The sequence below is a fragment of the Variovorax sp. CCNWLW225 genome (assembly GCF_037204045.1).
GTDB lineage: Bacteria > Pseudomonadota > Gammaproteobacteria > Burkholderiales > Burkholderiaceae_C > Variovorax.
In genome coordinates, this window is the sequence record NZ_JBBCBV010000019.1 from 36,893 (window position 1) to 62,376 (window position 25,484).

The following is a 25,484-nucleotide window of genomic DNA, read 5'->3' on the forward strand; positions in this document are numbered from 1 at the left end:
CGGCGGATGAAGTTCGCCGACTTTCACGCGGGGCAGGTCATCGAGGCCGGGCCTTACGTTGTTTCCGAGGCGGAGCTGGTCGGGTTTGCGCAAGCGTACGACCCGCAGTGGTTCCACACCGATGCAAAGGCCGCGGCCGGCAGCGCCTTTGGCGGACTTATCGCGAGCGGCTGGCACACCTGCTCGATTGCCATGCGCCTGGTGGTCGATGCTGCGCTCGCGGGCTCCGAATCGTTCGCGTCACCGGGGCTCGAGCATGTGCGCTGGCCGCATCCCGTGCGGCCCGGCGACGCCTTGCGGCTCGTGGCCGATGTCATCGAGGTGCGGCGCTCCGAAAAACGGCCTACGCTGGGCATCATGCGCTGGCGCTGGCGGCTCTTCAACCAGCGCGAGCTGATGGTGCTCGACGTGGAAGTCACGAGCCTATTCAGGCTTGAAGCGACCGGCTGACGCTCCATGAAGAAAAGCCCGCAACGCCTGGGCGCTGCGGGCTTTCTGGCCGCTAGCGGCCTTCGAGTGCGAAGCGGGTTACTTCGTCACGTCGACCGCGCCCGAGCCCTTGGCCTTGCCGCTGGCCTTCGCGCCCACGCCGGCACCCGAAGGCTTCACCGCGCCGCCGGCCGAGCCCACCGCACCCGTCGCGCTGTTCAGCGTGCCGCCCACCGTGTTGGTCACACCGCCGGCTGCATTGATTGCGCCGCCCACCGCGCCGGTGGCACCACTCACGGCCCCGGTGGCACCGCCTACCGTGTTCGTTGCGTTACCTACGGCACCCGTTCCACCGCCGACCACGCCTCCGAGCGTATTGCCCAGGCCGCCCGCTGCGCCGCTGGTGCCACCGCCGGCATTGCCGCTGGCAGAGGTGCCCGCCGTTGCGGCCGTTCCCGCACCTGCACCTGCACTGCTCTGGGCCGGTGCGGTCTTCACCGCGCCCGACGTGTTGACATCGGCATTCACGCCTACACCGACTCCAACGCCTTGTGCCTGTGCAAAACCGCTCAGTGCGAGCAGGCTTGCGAGCAAGGCGCCGACGACGATGGACTTGTGTTGTTGTTGCTGCTTCATAGGTAACTTTTCCTTTCGATTGAATGGTCGGATGACCAGAACCGGCTTTGGGCCAGTTCGGTCGCTACCGTGACCACACCGGCATATGTCGCCGTGTGCGAAGCAGTCGCTCACTTGCGTGGGACGCCTCCGTCAGCGAAAAAGAGGGCTCGCGCGTTAACCCCGCCGCGTCCCTCGCAGATCCACAACCGTTCGATCCGTAGGGGCAAATCGCCTTCATCTCGGCATGCTTCATTTCACGCAACTAATAATGTTGCATGAAACGAGACAGCAAGCTTTCCGCAGTTCTCCACGTGCTGCTGCACATGGCCGAGACGGACGGGCCCGTCACCTCCGAATCGCTGGCCGTGGCCATGCACACCAACCCGGTTGTGGTGCGGCGGGTCATGTCGGGCCTGCGGCAGGCGGGCTTCGTGAGCTCGGCCAAGGGCCATGGCGGCGGGTGGGTGCTGTCGTGCTCGCTGTCTGCGGTCACGTTGGGCGACATCCACAACGCGGTCGGTTCGCCCGCGCTGCTGGCCATGGGCAACCGCACCGAAAGCCCCGGCTGCGTGGTCGAGCAGGCGGTGAACGCCGCGCTCGATGGCGCCTGCCAGGAGGCCGAGGCCTTGCTGCTCAAGCGTTTCAACAGCATCACGCTGGCCGATCTGTCGAAAGACTTTCATCGTCGCATGACGGGCGGCGGCTTTACTCACAAGGATATTGAACATGCGCTATGACGCTCTTGTCGTGGGCGGCAGCTTTGCCGGCCTTTCCGCTGCGATGCAGCTTGCCCGCGCGCGCAAGAAGGTGTGCGTGGTCGATGCCGGTGCGCCGCGCAACCGCTTTGCCGCCGCCTCGCACGGCTTTTTTGGCCAGGACGGCACACCGCCGCTGAAGATGATTGCCGACGCGCGCGCCAAGGTGCTGGCGTATCCGAACGTCACCTTCATCGAAGGGAGCGTGGCGGGTGCCCATGCCGATGGCGCAGGCGGATTCCACGCATCGCTTGAAGACGGCCGGCAGCTATCGGCCGGCAAGATCGTTCTGGCGTTCGGCGTGCAGGACGGCTTTCCGGACATCGCCGGCGTGCGCGAGCGTTGGGGCACCAGCGTGCTGCACTGTCCCTATTGCCACGGTTATGAGTTCAGCGACCGGCGACTGGGCATCCTGCTCGAGAGCCCGCACCCACCCGAGCACGCAATGCTCATCGCCGAATGGGGTCCGGCCACCTTGTTTTTGAACGGCAACAACGCGGTCGATGACGAGGAGACGCGCGCCAAGCTGCAGGCGCGCGGCGTGACCATCGAGTCCGCGCGCGTCGTCGCGCTCGAAGGGCCGGGGCAGGAACTGTCCGCCGTGCGCCTCGAGGGCGGCCGCCTCGTGCCGCTCGACGCGCTGTTCCTGGCGCCCCGCACACGACCGGGCAGCCCGCTGGCCGAACAGCTGGGTTGCGCTTTCGACGATGGCCCGTTCGGCCCGGTGATCCGCACGGACGCGATGAAGATGACCACCGTGCCCGGCGTGTTCGCCGCGGGCGATGCGGCCATGCTCATGCACAACGCCACGCTGGCGTCCGCTGACGGCGTGATGGCGGGGGTGTCGCTGCACAGGTCGTTGGTGTTCGAAATCTGACCCTGCCAAAACGGCCCCAAAATCCCTCTATAATTCGACTCCTGAAATGCGGGAATAGCTCAGTTGGTAGAGCGCAACCTTGCCAAGGTTGAGGTCGAGAGTTCGAGACTCTTTTCCCGCTCCACATTTCATGCAAAAGGCCACCTCACCGGTGGCCTTTTCTTTTGGGCGCTGCAAAATTTCTCAGCCCCGTGCCGGCAGCACCGTTCCCCGGCTTTCTCCGAACCCGATGCGCGCATGCCCCGGCTTCTCGCACCAGCCGCGCAGCAGCACCGCATCGCCGTCTTCCAGAAAGCCGCGCTGTTCGCCGTTGGCCAGCGTGACCGGGCTTTGCGCGGCACGGGTCAGTTCGATGATGGCGCCGGCCTCGCCAGGCCCCGGCCCCGAGATGGTTCCGCTGCCGAACAGGTCGCCCGGGTTCAGGCTGCAGCCGCCCACTGTGTGGTGCGCCACCATCTGCGCCACGCTCCAGTACTGGTGCTTGAAGCTCGTGCGCGACAGGCGGGAAGGGCCGCTCTTGTCGCTGCGCGCTTTCTCGCTTTCGAGCCACACCTCGAGCCGGATATCGATGGCGCCGCTCTCTCGGTTCGCTTCGTTTTCCAGGTAGTCGAGCGGTTGGGGTTCGTTCGTGGGCCGCGTCCAGGCCTGGCGGTACGGCGCGAGCGCCTCCATCGTCACGATCCACGGCGAGATGGTGGTCGCGAAGTTCTTTGCCAGAAAAGGTCCGAGCGGCGCCATCTCCCAGAACTGGATGTCGCGCGCCGACCAGTCGTTGAGCAGGCAGATGCCGAAGATGTGTTCTTCCGCATGCGCGAGCGGAATGGGCTCGCCCGCCGCATTGCCTTCGCCGATCCACACGCCGAGCTCGAGCTCGTAGTCGAGCCGCGCGCAAGCGTGATATGTCGGCGCCTTGGCGCCCGGCGCCATCGTCTGGCCCATGGGGCGGTGAAAGCGCTGGCCGCTCACGCCGATGGTCGACACGCGCCCGTGGTACGCCGTGGGAATCCACCGGAAGTTGGGCGTCACGTCCCCATCGGGGTTCATCAGCCGGCTGATGTTGAGCGCGTGATCGATGGAGGTGTAGAAGTCGGTGTAGTCGCCGATGCGCGCGGGCACCGTGTACTCGACCTCGGCTTGCGGCACCAGGCATTCGCGCACGGCGTTTCTGGTCGCGATCGGTGCGTCGCCCCGCAACAATGCGAATACCGCATGGCGCAGCGCCTGCCATGCGGCGCCGCCGAGCGCGAAGAAATCGTTCAGCGCCGGCAGCGCGGCGGCTCGGGCCGCATCGAGTGCGAGCCCGTCGAGCAACTGGCGCGCCGAAAGCGCCGCCATGTCGAGCACCTGGTCGCCAATGGCGACGCCGCCGCGAAACGGCTCCGGGCTGCCCGCGCGGCGGAACACCGCGTAGGGCAGGTTCTGGATCGGGAAGTCGGTTCCCGCGGCATTGGCGGTGTCGAGCCAGCTCCTGGCGGCGGCGTCATGCGTGTGGTTGAGCGCAATCATCTGTCTTGACGTCCCGTGTTCAAACCGACGCCATCAGCGCATCGTCGAAGATCGCCACCGCGCGCGTCCAGCCCGCGGATGCACCGCGGATCTTGTGCGGAAAGCAGCTGATGAAAAAGCCCGTGGGCGGCAGCACCTCCAGGTTGTGCAGCTTCTCGATGTGGCAGTAGCCGATGTCGCGGCCGGCCTTGTGGCCTTCCCAGATGAGCGAGGCGTCCTTCGTCTCGCCGTACTTCTTGGCGGTGTGCACAAAGGGCGCGTCCCAGCTCCATGCGTCGGTGCCCGTCAGGCGAACGCCGCGCTCCAGCAGGTACATGGTGGCTTCATAGCCCATGCCCGCGCCCGCCGAGACGTAGTCGGGATTGCCGTAGCGCGAACCCGCGCGCGTGTTCACCACCACGATCTCCAGCGGGCTCAGCGTGTGGCCGATGCGCTTGAGCTCGGCTTCCACGTCCTCTGCGGTGACCACGTAGCCATCTGCAAAGTGGCGAAAGTCGAGCTTCACGCCCGGCTGAAAACACCATTCGAGCGGCACGTCGTGAATGGCGATGGCCGGCTTCTTCTCGCCCAGCGCCTTGTCCATGGTGGAGTGGAAGTGATAGGGCGCATCGAGGTGCGTGCCGTTGTGCGTGGAAAGCTGCACCAGCTCCACGGCCCAGCCTTCGCCGTCGGGCAGGTCTTCCTTCTTCAGACCCGGAAAGAAGGGCTCGATCTGCTCGTACGTTTGCTCGTGCGTGAAGTACTGGATCTTCGGCGCGAAGGCGGGCGGGTCGGAGAGCACATCGTTTTCGAGAAAGATCGAAAGGTCTACAAACTTGCGTGGCATGGCGGGGCTCCTTGCAGGGTATTGATGTTGGCGTGAAGGGTTCGTCAGGGCTGCTGCCAGCGCAGCAGCCGCTTCTCGGCAAAGGCCAGCAGCGCGTTGCTCACAAAGCCGATGAGCCCGAGCAGCACGATGCCGGCAAAAAGATCGCTGGCGCGAAACGCGCGCGCCGCGAGAAGAATGGCCTGGCCCAGGCCGCTTTGCGAAGCGATCATTTCGCCCACCACCGCAACGATGAGCGCAATGGTCAGCGCGAGCCGCATGCCGGCCAGGATGTCGGGCATGGCATTGGGCAAGCCCATCTTCCAGACGAAGGCCGCGCGCGACATCTGCAGGCAGCGCGCCACTTCCGATAGCCGCGGCTCCACGGCCGCAAAGCCGTGCACCGTGGCCAGCAGCACCGGCCACATCGCGCCGAACGCCACCACGAAGAGCACCATGCCGGGATTCAGCCCGAAGATCGAGATGGCCAGCGGCAGCAGCGCCGAGGCCGGCAGTGGGCGAATGAATTCGAGCGTCGGCTGCACCCACGCGCGAACCGCGGGCGAGACACCGATGGCCGCGCCCAGCACCACGCCGAACAGCGAGGCCAGTAGCCAGCCCTGCACCATGCGGCCGACCGTCGCCTGCGTGAAGGCGAGCAACTCGCCGTTGCCTCCATTGGCGTTCGTGCCCGAGAGGTTGAGCCCTTCGAGCAGGCTCGCAAAGGTGGCTTGCGGTGTCGGCAGGAAAACGCGGCTCACCCAGCCTGCGTTGCTCGCAATCCACCACAGCGCAATAAGCGCGCACAGCACGGCCAACGAGCCGAGCCATTCCGTGCCGATGCGTCGGCGGCCTGCCTCGTTCATGGCAGCACTCCCATGCGTCGCGCGACCACGCGCTGCAGCAGCACCATGCCCGCATTGATCGCAAAGCCCACCACGCCGATCCAGCCCAGCCAGGCAAGCATCAGCGCAGGGTCGAAGCTTTGCTGCGCGATCATCATCGCGTAGCCCATGCCGTGCGGATTGGCCGCAATCTCCACCGTCACGGCCACCACCAGCGCCACCGCCACGCCGAGGCGCAGTGCAACGAACAGGCGCGGCACGATGGCCGGCAGCACGATCTTGAAGGCGCGCTCGCGCGGCGAGAGCCCCAGCACGCGGCTCACTTCGAGCAGCCGGGGCTCGATCTGCTGCACCGCCGACTGCACCAGCACCAGCAGTGGCCAGAAGGTGGCGAACGCAACGATGGCCAGCTCCATGCGCACGCCGAAGCCGAAGGTCAGCATCGCGAGCGGAATCAGCGCCACCGAAGGCACCGGCCGCAGCACTTCGATGGACAGCGAACCGAGCTGCGCCGCGCGGCGCGAGAGCCCGATCACCAGCCCAAGTGCGATGCCGAGCACCGCGCCCAGCAACAGGCCGAGGGCGGCGGTGCCCAGCGTGAAGCCCGTGGCCTGCCACAGAGAGCCGTCGAGCGCCGCGCCCATGAAGGCCTTGGCCGCGGCGCTCGGCGGCGCGAGCGCATCGCTGCCCAATGCGGCTGCGCGCCGCGCGTACCACTCGAAGGCGCCGACCAGCACGGCCGGAAAGACGCACGGCCGCAGCCAGCGAAGGATGCCGCGTTCAGTCATGGCCCTGCTCGATGAAGGCGAACAACTCTCGACGCAGGCGTAGATATTCCGGATGCTCCTTGGTCGTGAGCTGGTCGCGCGGGCGCGGAATCTTCACGTCGATCATCCGGGCCAAGCTCGGCCGCCCCGGCCCGGGGTTGGCCTGCAGCGCGATCACGCGGTCGCCCAGATAAATGGCTTCTTCGAGGTCGTGCGTGACGAACAGCACCGTCAGCCCGTCGTCGCGCACGAGCCGCGCGAGCTCGTCCTGCAGGCTTTGTCGCGTGAGCGCATCGAGCGCGCCGAAGGGCTCGTCCATCATCATGAGTTCGGGTTTCTGCGCCAGGCAGCGCGCAATTTGCGCGCGCTGCTGCATGCCGCCCGAAAGCTGCACCGGAAACTTCTGCGCATGCTTTGCAAGCCCCACCTTTCCGAGCACGTCGGCAATGCGCGGCGCACGCTCGGCCGCAGGCACGCCCGCGGCCTCGAGCGCCAGGCTCACGTTGCCTTCCACCGTGCGCCAGGGCAGCAGCGCGCGGCCATAGTCCTGGAACACGAAGGCCACTTCGCGCGAAGGCTCCGTCATCTTCACGCCGTTGCGCCGCACTTCTCCGGCACTGGCGGTGACAAGTCCGCTGGCCGCGCGCAGCAGCGTGGTCTTGCCGCAGCCGCTCGGGCCGACGATGCAGACGAACTCGCCGCGCGCCACGTCGAACGAAGTGGGCGACAGGATCTCGCGCCCGCCGAGCCGGATCGCGACGCCGTCGAAGCGAAGGAAGTCGGCGGCAGCGTTCACTTGGCAATCAGCTTTGCAACGTCGATGGAGGTCTTCAGCATGTCCTGGTCCTTCATCAGGCCGACCCAGTAGCCCAACTGCTTTTCATTGACCGTGGCGCCCGGCGGCGAGATCTGGATCTTCGCGAGCACCTCGGGCGGCAGCTTGATGTACTTGCCGATGGCCGCGCGCACCTTGGCGTCGTTCTTCGGCTGCTGCATGAAGGCCGCGGCCTCGACCAGCGATTCGCGGAACGCGCGCGCGGCACCCGGGTTCTTTGCCACCCATTCGCGCTTGGCCGCATGCACGATGGTCTGGTTGTTCTCCGGCAGGAAGGTGGAGTAGTACGAAGCCACGTAGCCCGCGCCGCTCTCGGTGATGCGGCTCATGAAAGGGTCGGCCGACACCACCGCATCGACCGAGCCACCGCGCAGCAGGTCGGCGTGCTGCGGAAACGACGCCTCAACGAAGTTGACCTTGCGGTAGTCAACGCCGCTGTCCTTGAGCCAGGCGCGAAAGGTCACATGCAGGAACGCGCCGAGCCCGGGCACGCCGATCTTCTTGCCCACGCAATCCTGCGGGTTCTTGATGCCCGAGCCCGCGCGCGCCACCAGGCCGAAGCCGGTGATCGTCTTCGACGTGAGCCCGCCGCCCGCGACCAGCACCAGGTCGAGCCCGCCGTCCACCGCTTGCAGGAACACCGAAGGCGTGGGCCCGCCGATCTGCAGCGAGTCGGACTGCAGCGCCGCGGGAATGGTGGAGTTGAGCGGAATGAACTTGAGCTCCACCTCGAGGCTGCGCTTCTTGAAGTAGCCCTCTTCGGCGGCCACGAAGACCGAGGCGAAGTCCGACACGGCCGTGTAGCCGAACACGATCTTCGGGTTCGATTGCGCGCGCGAAGGCAGGGCCGCGGCGGCCGATGCGGCGCCCAGCACCGACAGCAGGGTGCGTCGTTTCATCATGTCTTTTGTCTCCTGGGAGTGGTGGTTTTCTTTGGCGGGCCCTTCGGCCGCGGCAGCGCTGCACGCAGCCCGCCGACGATGAAGTTCACGAGCATTGGCGTGGCGGCCGGATCGCTGCGCACGTTCTCGCCGTGCGACAGCCGTTCGATGCGACTGTCGTTCAGGTGATGCAAAAGCGCGCCCAGCGCGAACTGGTAGGCCCACGCCACCTGCCCGCGCGTGGCGTGCGGCATGGCGAGGTGCAGTGCGTCGATGTACGCCTCGGCCAGCGGATCGAAGTAGCCGCGCAACACGCGGTCGGCTTCTTCGGTGGCGTGGTAGAGCTCGCGCGCCACCAGCAGCGCGTAGTACTCGCCCTCGGCACTGGCGCGCAGCGCGAGCACGGGACCGGTGAAGGCTTCGATGATGCGCGGCAGCGTGCGCAGGTCGGCCGGGTCGATGTGCACCGCCTTGAGGCCCGCCAGCCGCTCATCGATGCTGTGACTCCAGTGCTCGAAGATCGCGTGGAAGAGCTCGTGCTTCGGGCCGTAGTAGTAGCCCACCAGCGCCAGCGGCACGCCCGCTTCTTCCGCGATCTGGCGGATCGTGACCGCGTGGTAGCCGTGCTTTGCAAAAAGCTTTTCGGCCGCCAGAAGGATGGCCTGCCGCCGGTCGGGCCGGGTGGCTTCGGCCGCGGTGGCCGCAGCCCGGTGGGCGCTTCGTTTGGCGGGCGGGGTCCGGGTGTTCATCGGGCGTATTGAACGTCTGTACAAAACTGTTGAACACACGTACAAACCCTGAGGTCAACCCCGATTGAGCGGCGCGGAATGCGGCATTACGCTCAATGCCATGCTCGCTCCCAACACTCCCCAGATCCGCCTCTACCAGGACTGGCTGCGCGACCAGCGCGGCCTTTCATTCGACACCTACGACGCGCTGTGGCGCTGGTCCGTGACCGACCTGGACGCCTTCTGGCAGAGCATCTGGGACTACATGGGCATGCAGTCCCCCACGCCGCACACCGCGGTGCTGGCCGAAGCGCGCATGCCCGGCGCCACGTGGTTCCCGGGCGCGCAGGTCAACTACACGCGCGAGGTGCTGCGCCATGCCGATGCGGCGCATGCGGCCGGCATGCCCGCCATCGTGAGCGACAACGAGCTCGGCGAAGTACGCGAGATGTCGTGGCCAGAACTGCGCCGCCAGGTGGCTTCGGTTGCGCTCACGCTGCGCTCGCTTGGCGTGCGGCGCGGAGACCGCGTGGCGGCCTACATGCCCAACGTGCCCGAAACCATGGTGGCATTCCTCGCATGCTCGAGCATCGGCGCGGTGTGGAGCGTGTGCGCGCCCGACATGGGCACGGCCGCCGTGGTCGACCGCTTTCGCCAGATCGAACCCACGCTGCTGATTGCCGCCGATGGCGTGCATTACGGCGCCAAGCCCATCGACCGCAGCGCCGTGGTGCAAGAGCTGCGCGATGCACTGCCCAGCGTGCAGAAGCTGCTGCTGCTCAGAACGCCGTATGCCGCGCAACAGCTCACCGCCGATGCGGACTGGCAGGGCACCATCGCGCGCAACGACGCGGAGGTGGCCGCGTTCGAACCCGAGTGGCTTCCCTTCGACCATCCGATCTGGATCGTCTATTCGAGCGGCACCACCGGCCTGCCCAAGCCCATCGTGCACGGGCAGGGCGGCATTCTCATGACCATGTATGCCTGCGGGCTGCACAACGACGTGGGCGCGAGCTACGGCGCCAACAACTTCGGTGAGCGCTTTCACTGGTACAGCTCCACGGGCTGGGTCATGTGGAACTGCCAGCTCGGCGGGCTGGCCTTCGGCTCGACCATCGTCATCTACGACGGCCACCCGGCCGGCAGCAAGGAGAAGCCCGACTGGGCGGTGCTGTGGCGCTTTGTCGCCAAGCACCGCATCAGCTTCTTCGGCGCGGGCGCGGCCTACTTCACCAATTGCATGAAGGCCGGCGTGGTGGCGGCCGAATGCGGAGACCTTACCCGCGTGCGCGCGCTCGGCAGCACCGGCTCGCCGCTGTCGGAAGAAGTGCAGCGCTGGGGCACGGAGCGGCTGCTGGCCGCGGGCGCCGACAGCGTGTGGTGGTGCAACATTTCGGGCGGCACCGACTTCTGCGGCGCATTTGTCGGCGGCAACCGCGAGCTGCCTGAAGTACCCGGCCAGATGCAGTGCCGGCAGCTCGGCCACTCGGTCGAGGCATGGAACGAAGACGGCCAGCCCGTCATCGGCGAAGTGGGCGAGCTGGTCTGCACCAGGCCCATTCCATCGATGCCCCTGTACTTCTGGGGCGACGAAGGCAATGCGCGCTACCTGTCGAGCTACTTCGACACCTACCCCGGCATCTGGCGCCACGGCGACTGGATCAAGATCGGCGAAGACGGCGGCTGCATCATCTACGGCCGCAGCGACGCCACCATCAACCGCCAGGGCCTGCGCATGGGCACCAGCGAGATCTACAGCGCCGTGGAAGGCCTGCCCGAAGTGCTCGACTCGATGGTGGTCGATCTCGAATACCTCGGCCGCGAAAGCTACATGCCGCTGTTCGTGGTGCTGCGCTCCGGCGTGCCGCTGGACAACGCCATGCGCGCGAAGATCAACGACGCCATCAAGACCTCGCTGTCACCGCGCTTTGCGCCCAACGACATCTTCCAGGTGGACGAAATCCCGCGCACGCTTTCGGGCAAGAAGCAGGAGCTGCCGATCAAGAAGCTGCTGCTCGGCCAGCCGATCGAGAAAGTGGTCAACCGCGAGGCCATGGCCAACCCCGGCAGCCTCGACTGGTTCGTGGCCTTTGCAGCGCGGCGCGCGGCTCAGGCCAGCAGTTCGTAGAGCACCATGCGCGTGCGGCGTCCGCGGATCTCGGCGTCTTCCTCGATGCGGCGCGTGCGCAGCCGCCCGCGCAGCGCCTCGAAGGTGGCTTCCGACACCAATGTTTGCGTGCCCAGCTGCTTGTTGATGCCCTCGATGCGGCTCGCCACGTTGATCACGTCGCCAAAGGCGGTGTAGGCCAGGCGGTCGTTCGACCCGAGCACGCCGGCGATCACCACGCCCGTGTGAATGCCGATGCGGGTGCGGAACTCGGGCAGGCCTTCGGCGCGCCACTTGCGGTTGAGCTCGCCCATCTCGGCGTGCAGCTGGAGCGCCGCCGTGCAGGCCTGGTATTCGGCGTCGCGCAGGTCCGCCGGCGCGCCCCAAAGCACCATGATGCCGTCGCCGATGAACTTGTCGATCACGCCGCCGTGCTGCGCGAACACGCGCGCCGCAAGGTTGAAGTACTCCGTCAGCATGCCCACCAGCACATCGGGTTCGAGCGATTCCGAGATGCGGGTAAAGCCCTCGACGTCGGTGAACATCACGGCAATGCGGCGCGGCGATCCGCTGGGCGCCAGCGTGTGGCCTTCGGCAATGAGCCGGTTGATCACGTCGACCGGCACGAACTTGCTGAAGGCCTTGAGGCTTCGCGCCGATTCGTCCAGGGCCTGGTCCAGGTGCTGGATCTCGAGCACCCGGCTCGTTTCACGTGGCAGGTTGTCCAGCTCCAGCAAGCCGATGCGCCGCGCAATGCGCGACAGGTTCTCCACCGGCGCCGTGACCAGCTTGGAGAGCCGCAGCGACAGCAGCAGCGTCGCCGCCAGGAAAATCACGGCCAGCAGCAGCCCCCACAGCACGGCGCGCTGCAGGCCGCCCAGCAGCATGTGTTCAGGCACCCAGCTCACCAGCTGCCAGCCAGTGGACGGAATGCGCGAGTGCTGCACCAGATAGCGCTTGCCCTCGAACGCGATCGAAAAGCTGGTGTCGTGCGGTCCGGCCGCAAGGCCGTCGGCAACCATGTGCTCGTGCAGTGCGCCAAGAATGCCGCCCTTGGCCGGCGCCAGTTCGCGGACCACGCCCGGCACGTCGCTGCGGGCGAGCACCTGGTAGTCGGCGCTCAGAAGGGCGCTGTTGCCCTGGCCGCTACCGCTGCTGAAGAGGCGCACGAATTCGGACAACCGCCCCAGCGACACGTCGCCCGCCACGACCATCGCGCGCTCGCTGCCTTCGTCCGGGCCGCGCCTGCTTGGCAGTGCATAGGTCACGCCCAGCTCCTGTGCGGCGGCAAAAACGTAGGGCTGGGTCCAGATCGGGCCCTTGGCCTGGCGGGCCTGCAGGTACCAGCTGCGTTGCGTCGGGTCGTAGCTGCTGCGGTAGGCCTCGATGCGCGTCGTGCCGTAGCGCTGCCGCACGTCGCCCGGCGCATTGGAGGCCGGCTTGTACTCCCATGTTTCGGTGGTGAAAGCCGGCCCGCGCGAAATCTGCCGCACCGCCAGCGCCGGGTAGCGCAACACCATCAGCATCTGGCCGTCGCTGTTGGCCACGTAGGTGCTGTCGAGCTCGGGGGATTGCTGCAGCAGCGTCCACAGCAGCTCGGCGGTCTGGCCGGAGTTGTCGCCCGCGGGACGCAGGTTGGGCGAGTCGCCGATGGCGCCCACCACCGATTCGGTCTTGGCCAGAAAGGCGAGCACCTTGTCTTCGGTGCGGTCGTGGTTGGCCTTGTGGGCCGATTGCCCGATGCTGGAGACCAAACGCTGCGAGCCCCAGTAGCCCAACGCCACCAGCAGCAGCGATTGGCTCAGGGCAACGGCGCTGACGACCGTGCCCACGTCCACTCTGAAGCGGCGCGGCTTGCGATAGGGGCCGGTGGCCCTTGGCGATGTTGGTGTTGTCTCCACAAAAGCAAAAGACGGCTGCCCCGTCGAGGAATGCAGCGGTCATTTTGCGGTGGGTGCGCTAACAGGTGTCAGCGTAAGTGTGCAGTGCGCTACTAACGCATCGAAGTTTTGGGCAGAGGTGTGCACAATTTCGCGGCCGATGCAACACTTCAGCGGCGCAAGGGAACTATTTGGGTCAGCGCGCGTCGTGGAAAATTATTCCTAGCGTATGCCGCCGGCCCGAGCGCACGCGGCTCACGCCATGCCGCATCGTCACGCGGTAGGTGCCGCGCGTACCCGCCACCGGCCGCTGGTTGACCGCGAAGATCACCGCCTCGCCCTGGGCGAGCGGCACCACCTCGGCGCGCGACTGCATGCGCGGCCGCTGCTCGGTCAGCACGAATTCGCCGCCCGTGAAGTCTTCGCCCGGCCGGCTCAGCAGCACCGTGAGCTGCAGCGGAAACTGCAGGTCGCCGTACAGGTCCTGGTGCAGGCAGTTGTAGTCGCCCTCGTCATAGCGAAGCAGCAGCGGGGTGGGGCGCAACTGGCCCGCCGCATGGCAGCGCGCAAGGTAGGAGGCGTGGTCCGCCGGGTAGTCGGCCGGCTGGCCCATGGCCGCGGCCCATGCGTTGGCAAGAGGCGCCAGCCGCTCGTAGAGGGCGCCGCGCCACCCGGCGAGCAAGGCTGGCAGCGGGTCGGCGAAGTACTGGTACTCGCCCTGGCCGAAGCCGTGGCGCTGCATCACCACGCGGCTGCGGAAGTGGCCGGGCTCGCCGTAGAGCGCAGCAAGGGCGGCGCATTCCTTGGGGGTGAGCAGCACGCCCGTGGTGGCGCAGCCGCGCGCGGCGAGTTCGGTTTCGATGCGCGGCCAGTCGAGGGCCGCAGCGGATTTTTCGGGAGAGTTCGTCGGCATGCGGGCAGTGTGCTGCCGGCGCGGCGGCGGCGCTGGCCGTTTCCGGACACCACTTCCGGCGTGCTTACCCGCCTATATCCACTTGCCGGCTACAGCCACTTGCCGCTGCCGGTCGGCATCTGGATGTTGGTGGCCGGATCGCTGCCGCTCACCAGCGCCCCAATCGCAATGCTCAACAGCGAAATGAAGATGCTTGCGAAGAACGCGGTCCAGAAGCCGGAGAGCTTGAATCCGCGCACCAGCGCGGCCACCAGCATGATCATCAGCGCGTTGATCACCAGCAGGAAGAGGCCGAAGGTCAGCAGCGTCAACGGCAGCGTGAGCACGATCAAAAGCGGCTTCACCACGGCATTGGCCAGGCCCAGCAGAAGGGCCGAGATCACCAACGCGGATGTGCTCTCGAACTTGAGGCCGCGGAAGATCAGGCTTGCGACCCACAGCGCCAGCGCCGTGATGGCCCAGTGCACGAGAAAGGGGGCGAGATTGTTCAGCATGATGTGAAAGGCGGAAGAGGCGGAAGACGGCTCGCCTGGTGGTTCAGGCCATCATATCGGCAGCGTCTCGGGATGAGCCGCGACGTGCCTCGGCGAGCAGCCAGTCGCTGAAGAACTTCAGCAGCGGCCGCTGATCGGCCCGCTCGGGCGTCACGAGGTAGTAGTTGCGCTCGCCCGAGAGCGGCCGCGCGCAGGCCACCACCAGTTCGCCGCGCGCAAGCTCGTCGGCGACCAGCATGGTGGGCATCAGCGCCACGCCCAGGCCGTGCGACGCGGCTGCGGCCAATATGGAAAACAGCTCGTATCGCGGCCCGCCGCGCGCGTTGGGCGCATCGATCTGCTGCGCGTCGAACCACTGGCGCCAGCCGTCCGGCCGCGTGCTTTGCTGCAGCAGCGGCATCTTAGCGATGGCGGCGGGCGCCACCGGCTTGCCGCGCGGCAGAAGCGACGGGCTGCAGACCGGCACCACGTCTTCATGCATCAGCATGAGTGCGTGCGTGCCGGCCCAGTTTTCTACTTGCGCCGGTGTGCCGGCGTACAGCGCGGCATCGAATTCGGCATCGGCAAAAAGAAAGGGGCGGGTGCGCGTCTCGATGTGCACCACCACGTCGGGCTGCAGCGCCGCAAAGCCCTTGAGGCGCGGCATCAGCCAGCGCGTGGCAAAGGTGGGCACGGCCGCCAGCGAGAGCGAGCCGCCTTCGCCCTGGTGCGCCATGGCGTCGAGCGTGTCGCGTTCCATGGCCTCGAGCCGTTTGGTGATCTGCCGCGCGTAGGCCGCGCCGCTTGCGGTAAGGGCCACGCCATGTCGGGTGCGGCGGAACAGCGCCACGCCCAGAAAGGCTTCCAGCGTGCCGATCTGGCGCGACACGGCGCTTTGCGTGAGCGCGAGTTCCTGCGCGGCGCGGGTGTAGCTCTCGTGGCGCGCGGCGGCGTCGAAGCACACGAGGGTCTGCAGGGGTGGGATCTTGCGGCGCATGTATGCCGCTAGTGTATGACTGGGACGATGCCGCTACCAATGGAAACGACTTCGTGCGCAGCCGCAAGATGTGCGTCACACGCATATCTGGGTGAGGATTCATCGTTTGCGCCCGGCCCCTTGCATGGCTAGGATCGGCCCGTTCCCCCTCGGTTTCTTTTTTCCCCCTATTCCGGAGACAGCCACATGGCCGCCAAAGCGCAATTCCACTGGGACGACCCCCTTCTTCTCGACCAGCAACTGACCGACGAAGAACGCATGATCCGCGACGCGGCCAATGCCTACTGCCAGGAGCGCCTCGCGCCCCGCGTCATCGAGGGCTTTCGCACCGGCGAAACCGACCCCGCCATCTTTCGCGAAATGGGCGCGCTCGGCCTGCTCGGCCCGACCATTCCCGAGCAGTACGGCGGCCCCGGCCTCAACTACGTGGCCTACGGCCTGATCGCCCGCGAAGTCGAGCGCGTCGATTCGGGCTACCGCTCGATGGCCAGCGTGCAGAGCTCGCTGGTGATGGTGCCCATCTTCGAATTCGGCACCGAAGCGCAAAAGCAGAAGTTCCTGCCCAAGCTCGCCACCGGCGAATGGATCGGCTGCTTCGGCCTGACCGAACCCGACCACGGCTCCGACCCCGGCAGCATGGTCACGCGCGCCAAGAAGGTGCCGGGCGGCTATTCGCTCAGCGGCGCCAAGATGTGGATCAGCAATTCGCCCATCGCCGACGTGTTCGTGGTGTGGGCCAAGGAAGTCAGCGAAAGCGGCACCGTGGGCCCGATCCGCGGCTTTGTGCTCGAGAAGGGCATGAAGGGCCTCAGCGCCCCGGCCATCCACGGCAAGGTCGGCCTGCGTGCCAGCATCACCGGCGAAATCGTGATGGACGGCGTGTTCTGCCCTGAAGAAAACGCGTTCCCTGAAGTGCAGGGCCTCAAGGGCCCGTTCACCTGCCTGAACAGCGCGCGCTACGGCATCTCGTGGGGCGCACTCGGCGCCGCCGAAGACTGCTGGCACCGCGCCCGCCAGTACACGCTGGACCGCAAGCAGTTCGGCCGCCCGCTCGCCGCCAACCAGCTCATCCAGAAGAAGCTGGCCGACATGCAGACCGAGATCACGCTGGGCCTGCAAGGCAGCCTGCGCCTGGGCCGCATGAAGGACGAAGGCACCGCCTCGGTCGAGATCACCTCGATCATGAAGCGCAACAACTGCGGCAAGGCCCTCGACATTGCCCGCCTGGCGCGCGACATGATGGGTGGCAACGGCATCAGCGACGAGTTCGGCGTGGCGCGCCACCTGGTGAACCTGGAAGTGGTGAACACCTACGAAGGCACGCACGACATCCACGCGCTGATCCTGGGCCGCGCGATCACCGGCATTGCGGCTTTCGCGAACTAAGCACGCATGGCCAAGCCCGCAGCCCTGGACGGCATCAAGGTTCTCGATCTGTCCCGCGTGCTCGCGGGCCCGTGGTGCACGCAGATCCTCGCGGACCTGGGCGCCGATGTCATCAAGATCGAGCGCCCCGGCGTGGGCGACGACACGCGCACCTGGGGCCCGCCTTTCATCAAGGACGCGGACGGCAACGACACCGACCAGGCCAGCTACTTCACCGCCTGCAACCGCAACAAGCGCTCGGTCACGGTCGACATGGCCACGCCCGACGGGCAGGCGCTGCTCAAGCAGATGGCGGCGCAGGCCGACATCGTGGTCGAAAATTTCAAGACCGGCGGCCTGAAGCAATACGGCCTCGACCATGAGAGCCTGCGCGCGGTCAACCCGCGCCTCATCTATTGCAGCGTGACCGGCTTCGGCCATGACGGCCCGTATGCCGAGCGCGCGGGCTACGACCTGATGATCCAGGCCATGACCGGCATGATGAGCATCACCGGCCGCCCCGACGGCGAGCCCGGCGGCGGCCCGCTGCGCGTGGGCGTGGCGCTCACCGACCTGTTCACCGGCGTCTATGCGAGCACCGCCATCCTCGCTGCGCTGCAGGTGCGCGATCGCACCGGCGAAGGCCAGCACATCGACATGGCGCTGCTCGACGTGGGCATGGCCATCCTCGCCAACCAGGCGAGCGCCTTTCTCAACACCGGCAAGGCGCCGCAGCGCCAGGGCAACACGCATCCGAGCCTTGCGCCTTATCAAGACTTTCCGACACTGGACGGTTCGATGCTGCTGGCCATCGGCAACAACGGCCAGTTCGCGCGCTTCTGCGAGGCGGCCGGCCACCCGGAGTGGGCGGCCGATGCGCGCTTTGCCACCAACACGCTGCGCGTGAAGCATCGCGGCGTGCTCATTCCGATGATGGAAGAGCTCACGCGCACCCGCACTACCGCCGATTGGGTCTCGCTGCTCGAAGACAAGGCCGTGCCCTGCGGCCCGATCAACGACATTGCCCAAGCCTTCGACGATGCACAGGTCAAGGCCCGCGGCCTGGCCGTGACGCTGCCGCGCGATGCAGGCGACGGCATCGAAAGCATCACCGGCGTGGCGAGCCCGCTGCGCCTGACAGCCACGCCGCCCGTGCTGCGCCATGCCCCGCCGGCACTGGGCCAGCACACGCGCGAGGTGTTGGCCGAGTTCGGCATCGACGCCGCGCGCTTCGACACCCTGCGCGCGGCGGGCGTGGTCTAAGAAAGCAAGCAGGCAAGCAAGGAGAACAAGCCATGACGGACCCGATACACAGCCCACCGTTCTCGGTGCTGCGCATCGACCACGTCGTGCTGCGCGTGAAGGACGCGGAGCGCGCCATTGCCTTCTACCGCGACGTGCTCGGCTGCGCGGTCGAGAGGCGCCGAGAACACCTGGGGCTCGTGCACCTGCGCGCCGGCACCAACCTCATCGACCTTGTCACGCTTGACGGCCCGCTCGGCAAGCAGGGCGGCGCGCTGCCCGGCAAGGAAGGCCGCAACGTGGACCACATCTGCCTGCGCATCGAGCCCTTCGACGAAGCGGCGATTCGCGCGCTGATGGCCCGGTACGGCGTTCAGGTGAACGGCGAGGTGCAGAACAACTTCGGCGCTGAAGGCGACGGACCTTCGATCTACATCACCGACCCGGACGGCAACGGCATCGAACTCAAGGGTGCGGCGGGCTGATTTCTGTTTGCCGCGGTATTGTTTTTGGCGCTGTTGTTCGTTCAGGGCAGCGCACCCGCCGACGGGGTACCTTTCTCCGCGAATGTCCCCCGGCCTGCGGCCTCCTCCTTTATTTCGCTGCGCAAGGCACCCCATCAGCGGGTGCGTTGGGCGGAGCCGTGGTTGATCAGCGGTACACCAGCAGCGCGCCCAAGTGCACAGGGCATCGGGTACTCCCCGCAGCGAAATAAAGGAGGAGGGACGCAGCCCCGGGGGACATTCGCGGAGGGGAGTACCCGGTGGCCTTTGCACCTGCCCTGAACAGCGGCGGCCCCAACGAGCAACCACCACAGGCTCTCAGCCGGCGCGCCCCACGATCGCCACGCCAAACACCACCACGCCGAGCACGAGGTTCAGGCTCACCAGCTTACGCACCATGTCGAGCCGCCCGGCCGCCACGGGCCATGCGCTCTCGTCGACCGCGCGCCGCAGCGCCCTGAACACCGAGGCGCGGATGTACACGTAGATACCTGCCATGACGATGGCGATGCCCATCATCGCCTCGACGCGCCAGTGCACGCCGCGGAAGCCGCCCATCAGCAGGATCATGGCCACGCCGGTCACGAACAGCAGCGTGACCGCGGCATCCACGCCGACGAAGAAGCGCCGGAGCGCCGCGGCCATCATGCGCAGGCGCAGCGGCGGCTCCAGCGTGGCGACGGCGGCGGGGCGTACCGCGAAGTGCAGGGTGGCCATGCCGCCCACCCAGAAGGCGGCGGCGAGAAGATGAATGAAAAGAAGGATGACGTGTTGCATGGGGACCGATCAGAACACCGAAAGGCGCGAGCGCGCAATGCCGGCGCTGTTGCGTTAAAACTCCGTCTTTCGCATGCAAGAAAGAAAGATGAGGCTTCGATGACCCGCACCATCGCGCAAAAACGCGCCGACTTCCGCGCCCTTCATGAACAGGGCTGCTTCGTCATTCCCAACCCTTGGGACACAGGCAGCGCGCGCTACCTCGAAGGCTTGGGCTTCAAGGCGCTGGCCACCACCAGTTCGGGCTTTGCGTGGTCGCGCGGCGGGGCCGATGGCGCACTCGATCGCGGGTTGATCCTCGACCATCTGCGAGAGCTGGTCGCGGCCACCGACCTACCGGTGAATGCGGATTTCGAGAACGGCTTTGCCGCCGATGCGCAGGGCGTTGCCGAAAGCGTGCGGCTCGCGGTCGAAACCGGCGTGGCCGGCCTTTCGATCGAGGACTCGACCGGCGATGCCGCGAACCCGCTCTTCCCGATCGACGTGGCCGTTGAGCGGCTGCGCGCTGCGCGCCAAGCCATCGATGCGGCGGGCGGCGACACCTTGCTGGTGGGCCGCGCCGAAAATTTCTTTGCGGGCCGCCCGGACCTGGACGACACCATCGCGCGGCTCAGGGCCTATGCCGAGGCCGGCGCCGATTGCCTCTACGCACCCGGCATCAAGACGCGCGAGCAGATTGCCGCGGTGGTTGCGGCCGTGGCGCCGAAGCCGGTCAACCTGCTGGTCGGGTCGACCAGCGAGCTCACCATGCAGGACATCGCAGAACTGGGCGTTCGGCGCGTGAGCGTGGGCGGCGCGCTCGCGCGTGCGGCTTGGGGCGGGTTCATGCGCGCCGCGCGCACGCTGGCGGAAGAGGGGCGCTTCGACGATTTTGCGGGCGCCGCCATGGGCAGCGAGCTCGACGGCTTCTTTCGTCCGTTCGGAAAGAGGTAGGCGGAGAAAAGCTCCGAGCCGGGTCAGCCGACGATGGATGCGCTGCTCGCGGAAATCCGCAGCTGCATTGCCTGCGCGGCCCACCTGCCGCTGGGGCCGCGGCCGGTGGTGCAGGCGAGCGCCAGCGCGCGGCTGCTGATCGTCGGCCAAGCGCCGAGCCTGACGGTGCACACCACCGGCGTGCCGTGGAACGACAAGAGCGGCGAGCAGTTGCGCCGCTGGCTCGGCATTGACCGCGAGGTGTTCTACGACCCGGAGCGCGTGGCGATCATGCCGATGGGCTATTGCTACCCGGGGCGTGGCAGCAGCGGCGACCTGCCGCCGCAAAAGGAATGCGCCGGTCTCTGGCACGAACGCCTGCTTGCGCAGATGAAGCACATCGAACTGACACTGCTCATCGGCCAGTATGCGCAGCGCCATTTCCTGGGCAGTGCCAGCAAGGGCGGCGTGACCGAAACCGTCGAAGCCTTTGCCGAATACGCACCGCGCTTCATCCCGCTGCCGCATCCGTCGCCGCGCAACACGGGCTGGTTCAAGCACCATCCGTGGTTCGAGCGCGACGTGCTGCCGGTGCTGCGCGAGCGTGTGCGCCATGTGTTGGCAAAAGCTGGCTAGCCGGTCTTTCGAACAGCCTTTTTCGGCGCCGCGGGCCGGCGCGGCGGCCTTGTCTCCAGCACCAGCTCGGCCGGCAGCGTGTCGTTCCATGACTCGGTGAAGTAGGCGCGGTCGCTCGGCACGAGTTGCGGCAATGCTTCGCGCAGAAGGCTCAGCGACTGCTCGGCCGCTTTCAGGTCGCCCGCATGCGCCGCGTACCACGCGTGCTCGAAGAGCAGGCTGCAATGCTGCAGGCCCGGGTAGCGCCGGCGTCCCGCCAGGTGGTCGGCCAGCCGCGCCTGTGCCACCTCGACCCAGCGCGCCGGCCAGTGCGCCGCATCGAAGGCATCGGCAAGCGGTCCGGCGAGCTTGGACATGTCGGCCGGCTCCAATGGCTTTTGCGCGCGGAACTGCGCGAGCGTGGGTTGCGACTCTGGGCGGCAATGGCCGCGCGCGATGCGCATCAGGTAAATCGCGTTCCAGGCCGAGCGGCCCTGGCCGTCGGTGTGGCCGCAGAGCCATTCGCTGAAAGCGATCCACTGCACCGCGCGGCGCGTGGTGTCGGCGTTGCCGTCGTGCGCAAGGGCCGGCAGATCGGAGAGGCCGACGCGGTCGAACAGCCATGCGGCCATGCCCATGTTGGCGGCCACGTGCTGCGCCGCGTCGAAGGAGTGCGACTCGAAGGCCGCGGCCAGCGCCTCGCCGAAGCGGCGCAATGCCTCTTCGGCCAGTGCCGCGGCGGCGGGCTTGTCGTCGGTGGCAAGACCCAGTGCGCGCGAGCGGCACACCAGCGCCCAGAGGTTGCACCACTCGAAGCGCACGTCGGGGTGGTGGCGCAGCACCAGCCCGCGCGCCGCGTCGCCGGCCATGCCGCCCAGCAGCGATTCGGCCAGCGGCAGGTCGCGCGCGGTGTAGGCGCACCAGGCCGAGACGATGCATTCCATCGCACCCAGATAGTCGTTGCCCGCCACGTGGTGCGCAAGGCGCTGTTGCTTGAGCGCCTGCAGGCGGCGGCGCGCCTGTTCGTTGTCGCCGAGCCGGCGCCACAGCATCGCCTCGTTGAGCGTGACCAGCGCACGCTGGAAGTCCGTGGCGGCCAGTGTGCCGGCAAGGCGAATCGACTCGAGCGCGCTGGCCGGCTGGGCACCCGCACCGCCGCTGCCCGCTACCGGTGCCATGAGCCTTCCTTGCCTTGCTGCCTGTTGTGAGGCGACCAGCTGTTTCCAGAACGCGGCGTCTTGCAGGTGCACGGCATCGGGTGGCGTCGGCGAGCCCGGCTCGGCCGAAGTCTTCTTGCGCGAACGCAGTCCGAGGAAAGAGGCCACTTCGGCCGAGGTGGCGGCGCGGCCACCCACCAGCAGGTGCACACGCTTCGCCTCCGCCGCGGGCAACCAGAAGGGCCCCTGGCTGCGCCGCTCGTCGTTCAAGAAGCGCGGCTCGCGCTGCGTGTCTTCGCCCCAGCCGACCTCTACATTCCAGGCCTTGAAGTCGCGAAAGGCGCGGCTCACCACCATGCGCAGCGTGCTCGCGTCCGTGACTTCGCCGCGAAGGTCGGACAGCCGCACCAGACCGCCCTCCGCGTCGTGCGCATGCTTCATGCGCGCGAGCAGCCAGAGCGACTGGAAGGCCGCGCGCCGGCCGTCGACCGATTGCGGCGAGGTGAGTTCGATGGAAAGCGGGGCGGGTTCAGTGGGTTTAGCGGGTTTAGACACGCCCCGGATTGAACCTCAATTTTGCGGAGGCAGAAAATAACAGTCTTTCGCTTTCAGTACTTGTGCTCGTCCAGCAGCGCGCTGACCTGGCTGCGCCCGATGCCCAGGTCTCGCAGCTCGTGGTCGCTCATGCCGGCCAGATGCTGCGAGTCGGCGCGGCTGCGGCGGTGCTCCGCAGCACGGCGGCGCCAGCTGCGCAAGGCATGCATCAGGCGTTGATGAAAGGGCGAGTGCGTTGGCGCTGTCACGATGGGCTCCTTGTTGGGGAGCGCCGATCTTGCGGCGATGCATGCTATTGTGGAAGTTGAGATTCCTGACACTTCCAATCAGTATTCCTGATGCGACACCTCAACCTCGACCAGCTCCGTACGCTCATTGCCATTGCCGACCTCGGTACTTTCTCGGCGGCGGCCAGTGCGCTGCACCTTGCGCAGCCCACCGTGAGCCTGCACATCAGCGAACTCGAATCGCGGCTGGGCACATCCCTGGTGGTGCGCGGCAACCGCCGTGTCACGCCCACCGCGGCTGGCGCGGCGCTGGTCGAGCGCGGACGCAAGCTGCTGCGCGACACCGACGACGCCATCGAAGCCGTCAAGCGCCAGGCCGAGGGGCGCACCGGCCGCGTGCGGCTGGGCACGTCCACCGGCGTGGTGGTCGACCTGCTGCCGCAAGTGCTCGAGGCCTTGGGCGTCGGGCATTCGGGCATCGACGTCGAAGTCAGCATCCTCGGCTCGAACGACGCAATGTCCCGGCTGGCGGCGGGCACGCTCGACATCGGCCTGGTGGCCGTGCCGCAGCCGCCGCTGCGCGACTTGGTCGTGACGCCTTGGCGCGACCAAGCCATGATGGCCTTTGTGCCGCAGCGCTGGAAGGCGCCCAAGCGCGTGACGCCCGCATGGTTGGCGGCGCAGCCGCTGATCTTCAACGAGGCCACCACGCACATGTACCGGCTCACCATGGAGTGGTTTGCGGCGGCGGGTTTCGCGCCGCGCGCGCGCATCGAGCTCAACTACGACGCTGCCATCCGCAGCTTGGTGGCGGCCGGCTACGGTGCCGCGCTGCTGCCGCTACAGCAGTCCACCGACGCGGCGCTGAACGAGCGCATGCAGATCTTGCCGGTCACGCCCAGGCTCACACGCCGCCTCGGCATTGCGCACCGCCAGCGTGCCACGCTCGACGGCGCCACGCTCAGCGTGTTGAAGGTGCTGACGGAGTTTCGCCAGCTCTGATTTCAGCTGCTGCGCGTGGCCTCGTTCGGCAGGCCTTCGATCGGGCATTCCGCGGTGCCGATGGTGCTGCGCGTGAACGACTCCACCTGCTTGCGCGCAGCTTCGGGATCGTTGATCCACTGCTTGTAGAAGTCGAACGGGCATTCGGCCACGCCCTTGTCGCCGTCGCCCGAATTGATGACACCGGTGTAGCCGCGGTGCATGAGCTTGAACAGGTGGTTCTGCGACTGGCCGTTCTTGCGCGCATCGCGGATCAGCCCCATGGAAAGTTCGGCGTAGTTGATGCCCATTTCTTCCTCGCCGCATTCGCCGAGCGTGCGGCCGTCGAAGCCGATGATGGCCGAATGCCCGAAGTACGAGTACACGCCGTCGAAGCCCGCCGCATTGGCCACCGCCACGTAGGTGTTGTTCATGAAGGCCATGGCCTTGGACACCAGGATCTGCTGCTCCTTGGCCGGGTACATGTAGCCCTGGCAGCGAATGACGAGCTCGGCGCCGCGCATGGTGCAGTCGCGCCAGATCTCGGGGTAGTTGCCGTCGTCGCAGACGATGAGGCTGATCTTCATGCCCTTGGGACCTTCGCTCACGTAGGTGCGGTCGCCCGGATACCAGCCCTCGATGGGCACCCACGGCATGATCTTGCGGTACTTCTGGACGACTTCGCCCTGGTTGTTCATGAGGATCAGCGTGTTGTAGGGCGCCTTGTCCGGATGCTGCTCGTGCCGCTCGCCGGTCAGCGAGAACACGCCCCACACGTTGGCGCGGCGGCAGGCGTCGGCAAAGATGGCAGTCTCATCGCCGGGCACGGTGGCGGCGGTGTCGTACATCTCCTTCTCGTCGTACATGATCCCGTGCGTGGAGTATTCGGGAAAGATCACCAGGTCCATGCCCGGCAGTCCCTTCTTCATGCCGACCAGCATCTCGCCGATCTTGCGGGCGTTGTCCAACACCTCGGCCTTGGTGTGCAGGCGGGGCATCTTGTAGTTGACGACCGCGACGCCCACGCAATCGCTGCTGCTCGAAATATCACCATGTCGCATGACGCTGCTCCTGAAGGATGGTTGAGAAACAAGAAAAAAGCCCGGCCCGGTGCTTATCCGGTTCGGGCTTTTCTGCGGTGCGGCGGTGGGTGTCGTCGAAGCCGATTGTTCTCAACTCAGAGGGGGCTGCCCATACGTCATTTCGCTGATTGCGGCGGCCTTCAGCGGGGGCGTGCGTAGTCCGATTCGATCCAGGCCGTGGCGCTGGACGTGGTGAGCCTGAAGGCCGGCGAGACGTTGACGCTGGCAAGCTCGGTGTCGTCCGCATTGTCGTGCGCGGTGAGCGTGGCGGAGGGGCTGTCTTCGTCGGGCACGATGGCGAGCGACACGCGCACGCGCTGGTCGTTGCGCGCGGTGACGGTCACGCTCTTGTTGAGCGTGGCGTGCAGCTGCTGCTCATGGCGGCGAATGACTTCAGCGGCGGTCTTCACCAGCGTTGAAAACGCGGGCCCGTCGAGCGGCTTGGGGTTCTTCTTGTCGCGGCCCATGGTCCACGGGCCGACCAGCGCCGGCTCCGGGTCTCCGTGGCGCGTCATCTCGACGGCCCAGCCGTCGTCTTCCTCGTTCTTGATCACGCGGGCGGTCCATTGGCCGTCGCGCCAGAGGCGGGCTTCCTGAAGGGGGAGGGTGTCGTCGGAGTCGGTGGTGGAATCTGTGGCTTCGGTCATTCGGG

The 25,484-nt window shown here is 67.0% G+C and carries 27 protein-coding genes and 1 tRNA gene; 11 read left to right on the top strand and 17 right to left on the bottom strand.

Features of this window, described 5'->3' with window-relative positions; translation table 11 throughout:
* Positions 1-6: 6 nt before the first annotated feature.
* Entirely contained in the window at positions 7-450 is a 444-nt protein-coding gene (locus V9L20_RS22970; RefSeq protein ID WP_337298377.1) for a MaoC family dehydratase, read from the top strand.
* A gap of 78 nt (positions 451-528) precedes the next feature.
* Here V9L20_RS22970 and V9L20_RS22975 read toward each other — a convergent pair whose 3' ends face one another.
* Positions 529-1,065: an adhesin gene (locus V9L20_RS22975; protein WP_337298378.1), complete on the bottom strand. Its 537-nt coding sequence runs from the start codon at positions 1,063-1,065 to the stop codon at positions 529-531.
* Positions 1,066-1,322: 257 nt separating this feature from the next.
* Here V9L20_RS22975 and V9L20_RS22980 point away from each other — a divergent pair, with 257 nt between their 5' ends.
* From V9L20_RS22980 to V9L20_RS22990, 3 genes are all read left to right on the top strand, one after another.
* Positions 1,323-1,784, top strand: coding sequence for an RrF2 family transcriptional regulator (locus V9L20_RS22980; protein WP_337298379.1), 462 nt, complete (start codon positions 1,323-1,325; stop codon positions 1,782-1,784).
* A complete protein-coding gene (locus V9L20_RS22985) occupies positions 1,774-2,679 on the top strand; it encodes an NAD(P)/FAD-dependent oxidoreductase (protein ID WP_337298380.1) in 906 nt (301 codons plus the stop codon). Before V9L20_RS22980 ends, V9L20_RS22985 begins: the two co-directional genes overlap by 11 nt.
* Positions 2,680-2,727: 48 nt before the next feature.
* A tRNA-Gly gene (locus tag V9L20_RS22990) sits at positions 2,728-2,803 on the top strand.
* Positions 2,804-2,862: 59 nt separating this feature from the next.
* Here V9L20_RS22990 and fahA read toward each other — a convergent pair.
* Genes fahA through V9L20_RS23025 form a run of 7 tightly spaced genes read right to left on the bottom strand, consistent with a single transcriptional unit; the run spans position 2,863 to position 9,067 of the window.
* Positions 2,863-4,185, bottom strand: coding sequence for a fumarylacetoacetase (gene fahA / locus V9L20_RS22995; RefSeq protein WP_337298381.1), 1,323 nt, complete (start codon positions 4,183-4,185; stop codon positions 2,863-2,865).
* Positions 4,186-4,204: 19 nt separating this feature from the next.
* On the bottom strand, positions 4,205-5,011 hold the full coding sequence (locus V9L20_RS23000; RefSeq protein WP_337298382.1) for a cyclase family protein: 807 nt from the start codon (positions 5,009-5,011) through the stop codon (positions 4,205-4,207).
* Positions 5,012-5,055: 44 nt separating this feature from the next.
* Entirely contained in the window at positions 5,056-5,856 is an 801-nt protein-coding gene (locus V9L20_RS23005; protein WP_337298383.1) for an ABC transporter permease, read from the bottom strand.
* Positions 5,853-6,623 carry an ABC transporter permease gene (locus V9L20_RS23010; RefSeq protein ID WP_337298384.1) on the bottom strand — a complete coding sequence of 257 codons (771 nt, stop codon included), beginning with the start codon at positions 6,621-6,623 and terminating at the stop codon, positions 5,853-5,855. The genes V9L20_RS23005 and V9L20_RS23010 overlap by 4 nt, the downstream gene beginning before the upstream one ends.
* Positions 6,616-7,398 carry an ABC transporter ATP-binding protein gene (locus V9L20_RS23015; RefSeq protein ID WP_126746635.1) on the bottom strand — a complete coding sequence of 261 codons (783 nt, stop codon included), beginning with the start codon at positions 7,396-7,398 and terminating at the stop codon, positions 6,616-6,618. The genes V9L20_RS23010 and V9L20_RS23015 overlap by 8 nt, the downstream gene beginning before the upstream one ends.
* A complete protein-coding gene (locus V9L20_RS23020; RefSeq protein WP_337298385.1) occupies positions 7,395-8,339 on the bottom strand; it encodes an ABC transporter substrate-binding protein in 945 nt (314 codons plus the stop codon). Before V9L20_RS23020 ends, V9L20_RS23015 begins: the two co-directional genes overlap by 4 nt.
* Positions 8,336-9,067, bottom strand: a complete 732-nt coding sequence (locus V9L20_RS23025) for a TetR/AcrR family transcriptional regulator (RefSeq protein ID WP_337298386.1) — start codon at positions 9,065-9,067, stop codon at positions 8,336-8,338. Before V9L20_RS23025 ends, V9L20_RS23020 begins: the two co-directional genes overlap by 4 nt.
* A 100-nt stretch (positions 9,068-9,167) precedes the next feature.
* On the opposite strand from V9L20_RS23025, the gene V9L20_RS23030 reads away from it, so the two are divergent.
* Entirely contained in the window at positions 9,168-11,174 is a 2,007-nt protein-coding gene (locus V9L20_RS23030) for an acetoacetate--CoA ligase (RefSeq protein ID WP_337298412.1), read from the top strand.
* Here V9L20_RS23030 and V9L20_RS23035 read toward each other — a convergent pair.
* From V9L20_RS23035 to V9L20_RS23050, 4 genes are all read right to left on the bottom strand, one after another.
* Positions 11,156-13,054: an adenylate/guanylate cyclase domain-containing protein gene (locus V9L20_RS23035; protein ID WP_443098621.1), complete on the bottom strand. Its 1,899-nt coding sequence runs from the start codon at positions 13,052-13,054 to the stop codon at positions 11,156-11,158. The two genes, V9L20_RS23030 and V9L20_RS23035, sit on opposite strands and share 19 nt — an antisense overlap.
* A gap of 175 nt (positions 13,055-13,229) precedes the next feature.
* Positions 13,230-13,946: a 2OG-Fe(II) oxygenase gene (locus V9L20_RS23040; RefSeq protein WP_337298387.1), complete on the bottom strand. Its 717-nt coding sequence runs from the start codon at positions 13,944-13,946 to the stop codon at positions 13,230-13,232.
* 89 nt (positions 13,947-14,035) lie between these two features.
* Positions 14,036-14,440, bottom strand: coding sequence for a phage holin family protein (locus tag V9L20_RS23045; protein ID WP_126746642.1), 405 nt, complete (start codon positions 14,438-14,440; stop codon positions 14,036-14,038).
* A 43-nt stretch (positions 14,441-14,483) separates the two neighbouring features.
* Positions 14,484-15,416 (bottom strand): LysR substrate-binding domain-containing protein, encoded by a 933-nt coding sequence (locus V9L20_RS23050; protein WP_258503269.1) that lies wholly within the window; start codon positions 15,414-15,416, stop codon positions 14,484-14,486.
* A gap of 186 nt (positions 15,417-15,602) precedes the next feature.
* Between V9L20_RS23050 and V9L20_RS23055 the strand changes: the two genes are divergently transcribed.
* From V9L20_RS23055 to V9L20_RS23065, 3 genes are read left to right on the top strand one after another with little or no spacing between them, the layout of a single operon-like run.
* Positions 15,603-16,802, top strand: coding sequence for an acyl-CoA dehydrogenase (locus V9L20_RS23055; RefSeq protein ID WP_042580725.1), 1,200 nt, complete (start codon positions 15,603-15,605; stop codon positions 16,800-16,802).
* A 6-nt stretch (positions 16,803-16,808) separates the two neighbouring features.
* Entirely contained in the window at positions 16,809-18,044 is a 1,236-nt protein-coding gene (locus V9L20_RS23060; RefSeq protein ID WP_337298388.1) for a CaiB/BaiF CoA transferase family protein, read from the top strand.
* 32 nt (positions 18,045-18,076) lie between these two features.
* On the top strand, positions 18,077-18,508 hold the full coding sequence (locus V9L20_RS23065; RefSeq protein WP_337298389.1) for a VOC family protein: 432 nt from the start codon (positions 18,077-18,079) through the stop codon (positions 18,506-18,508).
* 336 nt (positions 18,509-18,844) lie between these two features.
* Here the strand turns inward: V9L20_RS23065 and V9L20_RS23070 are convergent, their stop codons facing one another.
* A complete protein-coding gene (locus V9L20_RS23070) occupies positions 18,845-19,303 on the bottom strand; it encodes a CopD family protein (RefSeq protein WP_337298390.1) in 459 nt (152 codons plus the stop codon).
* A 99-nt stretch (positions 19,304-19,402) separates the two neighbouring features.
* Here V9L20_RS23070 and V9L20_RS23075 point away from each other — a divergent pair, with 99 nt between their 5' ends.
* Together V9L20_RS23075 and V9L20_RS23080 are read left to right on the top strand one after the other, a co-directional pair.
* Entirely contained in the window at positions 19,403-20,236 is an 834-nt protein-coding gene (locus tag V9L20_RS23075; RefSeq protein ID WP_337298391.1) for an isocitrate lyase/PEP mutase family protein, read from the top strand.
* 33 nt (positions 20,237-20,269) lie between these two features.
* The gene (locus V9L20_RS23080) at positions 20,270-20,851 is read left to right on the top strand and encodes a uracil-DNA glycosylase family protein (protein WP_337298392.1); all 582 of its coding nucleotides are present in this window, start codon (positions 20,270-20,272) and stop codon (positions 20,849-20,851) included.
* Here the strand turns inward: V9L20_RS23080 and V9L20_RS23085 are convergent.
* Together V9L20_RS23085 and V9L20_RS23090 are read right to left on the bottom strand one after the other, a co-directional pair.
* A complete protein-coding gene (locus V9L20_RS23085) occupies positions 20,848-22,542 on the bottom strand; it encodes a hypothetical protein (protein ID WP_337298393.1) in 1,695 nt (564 codons plus the stop codon). The genes V9L20_RS23080 and V9L20_RS23085 overlap by 4 nt on opposite strands.
* Positions 22,543-22,595: 53 nt before the next feature.
* Positions 22,596-22,790 carry a DUF1127 domain-containing protein gene (locus V9L20_RS23090; protein WP_337298394.1) on the bottom strand — a complete coding sequence of 65 codons (195 nt, stop codon included), beginning with the start codon at positions 22,788-22,790 and terminating at the stop codon, positions 22,596-22,598.
* A 90-nt stretch (positions 22,791-22,880) separates the two neighbouring features.
* Here V9L20_RS23090 and V9L20_RS23095 point away from each other — a divergent pair, with 90 nt between their 5' ends.
* The gene (locus V9L20_RS23095; protein ID WP_337298395.1) at positions 22,881-23,771 is read left to right on the top strand and encodes a LysR family transcriptional regulator; all 891 of its coding nucleotides are present in this window, start codon (positions 22,881-22,883) and stop codon (positions 23,769-23,771) included.
* Positions 23,772-23,773: 2 nt separating this feature from the next.
* Here the strand turns inward: V9L20_RS23095 and V9L20_RS23100 are convergent, their stop codons facing one another.
* Both V9L20_RS23100 and V9L20_RS23105 read right to left on the bottom strand, forming a co-directional pair.
* Positions 23,774-24,811 carry an aliphatic amidase gene (locus tag V9L20_RS23100; protein WP_337298396.1) on the bottom strand — a complete coding sequence of 346 codons (1,038 nt, stop codon included), beginning with the start codon at positions 24,809-24,811 and terminating at the stop codon, positions 23,774-23,776.
* Positions 24,812-24,972: 161 nt separating this feature from the next.
* Entirely contained in the window at positions 24,973-25,479 is a 507-nt protein-coding gene (locus V9L20_RS23105; protein ID WP_337298397.1) for a hypothetical protein, read from the bottom strand.
* Positions 25,480-25,484: the final 5 nt, after the last annotated feature.

Excerpts from the sequence above, each read along its gene's own strand:
- V9L20_RS22970 (WP_337298377.1), top strand. The coding sequence starts at position 7 with ATGAAGTTCGCCGACTTTCACGCGGGGCAGGTCATCGAGGCCGGGCCT.
- V9L20_RS22975 (WP_337298378.1), bottom strand. The coding sequence starts at position 1,065 with ATGAAGCAGCAACAACAACACAAGTCCATCGTCGTCGGCGCCTTGCTC.
- V9L20_RS22980 (WP_337298379.1), top strand. The coding sequence starts at position 1,323 with ATGAAACGAGACAGCAAGCTTTCCGCAGTTCTCCACGTGCTGCTGCAC.
- V9L20_RS22985 (WP_337298380.1), top strand. The coding sequence starts at position 1,774 with ATGCGCTATGACGCTCTTGTCGTGGGCGGCAGCTTTGCCGGCCTTTCC.
- fahA (WP_337298381.1), bottom strand. The coding sequence starts at position 4,185 with ATGATTGCGCTCAACCACACGCATGACGCCGCCGCCAGGAGCTGGCTC.
- V9L20_RS23000 (WP_337298382.1), bottom strand. The coding sequence starts at position 5,011 with ATGCCACGCAAGTTTGTAGACCTTTCGATCTTTCTCGAAAACGATGTG.
- V9L20_RS23005 (WP_337298383.1), bottom strand. The coding sequence starts at position 5,856 with ATGAACGAGGCAGGCCGCCGACGCATCGGCACGGAATGGCTCGGCTCG.
- V9L20_RS23010 (WP_337298384.1), bottom strand. The coding sequence starts at position 6,623 with ATGACTGAACGCGGCATCCTTCGCTGGCTGCGGCCGTGCGTCTTTCCG.
- V9L20_RS23020 (WP_337298385.1), bottom strand. The coding sequence starts at position 8,339 with ATGATGAAACGACGCACCCTGCTGTCGGTGCTGGGCGCCGCATCGGCC.
- V9L20_RS23025 (WP_337298386.1), bottom strand. The coding sequence starts at position 9,067 with ATGAACACCCGGACCCCGCCCGCCAAACGAAGCGCCCACCGGGCTGCG.
- V9L20_RS23030 (WP_337298412.1), top strand. The coding sequence starts at position 9,168 with ATGCTCGCTCCCAACACTCCCCAGATCCGCCTCTACCAGGACTGGCTG.
- V9L20_RS23040 (WP_337298387.1), bottom strand. The coding sequence starts at position 13,946 with ATGCCGACGAACTCTCCCGAAAAATCCGCTGCGGCCCTCGACTGGCCG.
- V9L20_RS23045 (WP_126746642.1), bottom strand. The coding sequence starts at position 14,440 with ATGCTGAACAATCTCGCCCCCTTTCTCGTGCACTGGGCCATCACGGCG.
- V9L20_RS23050 (WP_258503269.1), bottom strand. The coding sequence starts at position 15,416 with ATGCGCCGCAAGATCCCACCCCTGCAGACCCTCGTGTGCTTCGACGCC.
- V9L20_RS23055 (WP_042580725.1), top strand. The coding sequence starts at position 15,603 with ATGGCCGCCAAAGCGCAATTCCACTGGGACGACCCCCTTCTTCTCGAC.
- V9L20_RS23060 (WP_337298388.1), top strand. The coding sequence starts at position 16,809 with ATGGCCAAGCCCGCAGCCCTGGACGGCATCAAGGTTCTCGATCTGTCC.
- V9L20_RS23065 (WP_337298389.1), top strand. The coding sequence starts at position 18,077 with ATGACGGACCCGATACACAGCCCACCGTTCTCGGTGCTGCGCATCGAC.
- V9L20_RS23070 (WP_337298390.1), bottom strand. The coding sequence starts at position 19,303 with ATGCAACACGTCATCCTTCTTTTCATTCATCTTCTCGCCGCCGCCTTC.
- V9L20_RS23075 (WP_337298391.1), top strand. The coding sequence starts at position 19,403 with ATGACCCGCACCATCGCGCAAAAACGCGCCGACTTCCGCGCCCTTCAT.
- V9L20_RS23080 (WP_337298392.1), top strand. The coding sequence starts at position 20,270 with ATGGATGCGCTGCTCGCGGAAATCCGCAGCTGCATTGCCTGCGCGGCC.
- V9L20_RS23095 (WP_337298395.1), top strand. The coding sequence starts at position 22,881 with ATGCGACACCTCAACCTCGACCAGCTCCGTACGCTCATTGCCATTGCC.
- V9L20_RS23100 (WP_337298396.1), bottom strand. The coding sequence starts at position 24,811 with ATGCGACATGGTGATATTTCGAGCAGCAGCGATTGCGTGGGCGTCGCG.
- V9L20_RS23105 (WP_337298397.1), bottom strand. The coding sequence starts at position 25,479 with ATGACCGAAGCCACAGATTCCACCACCGACTCCGACGACACCCTCCCC.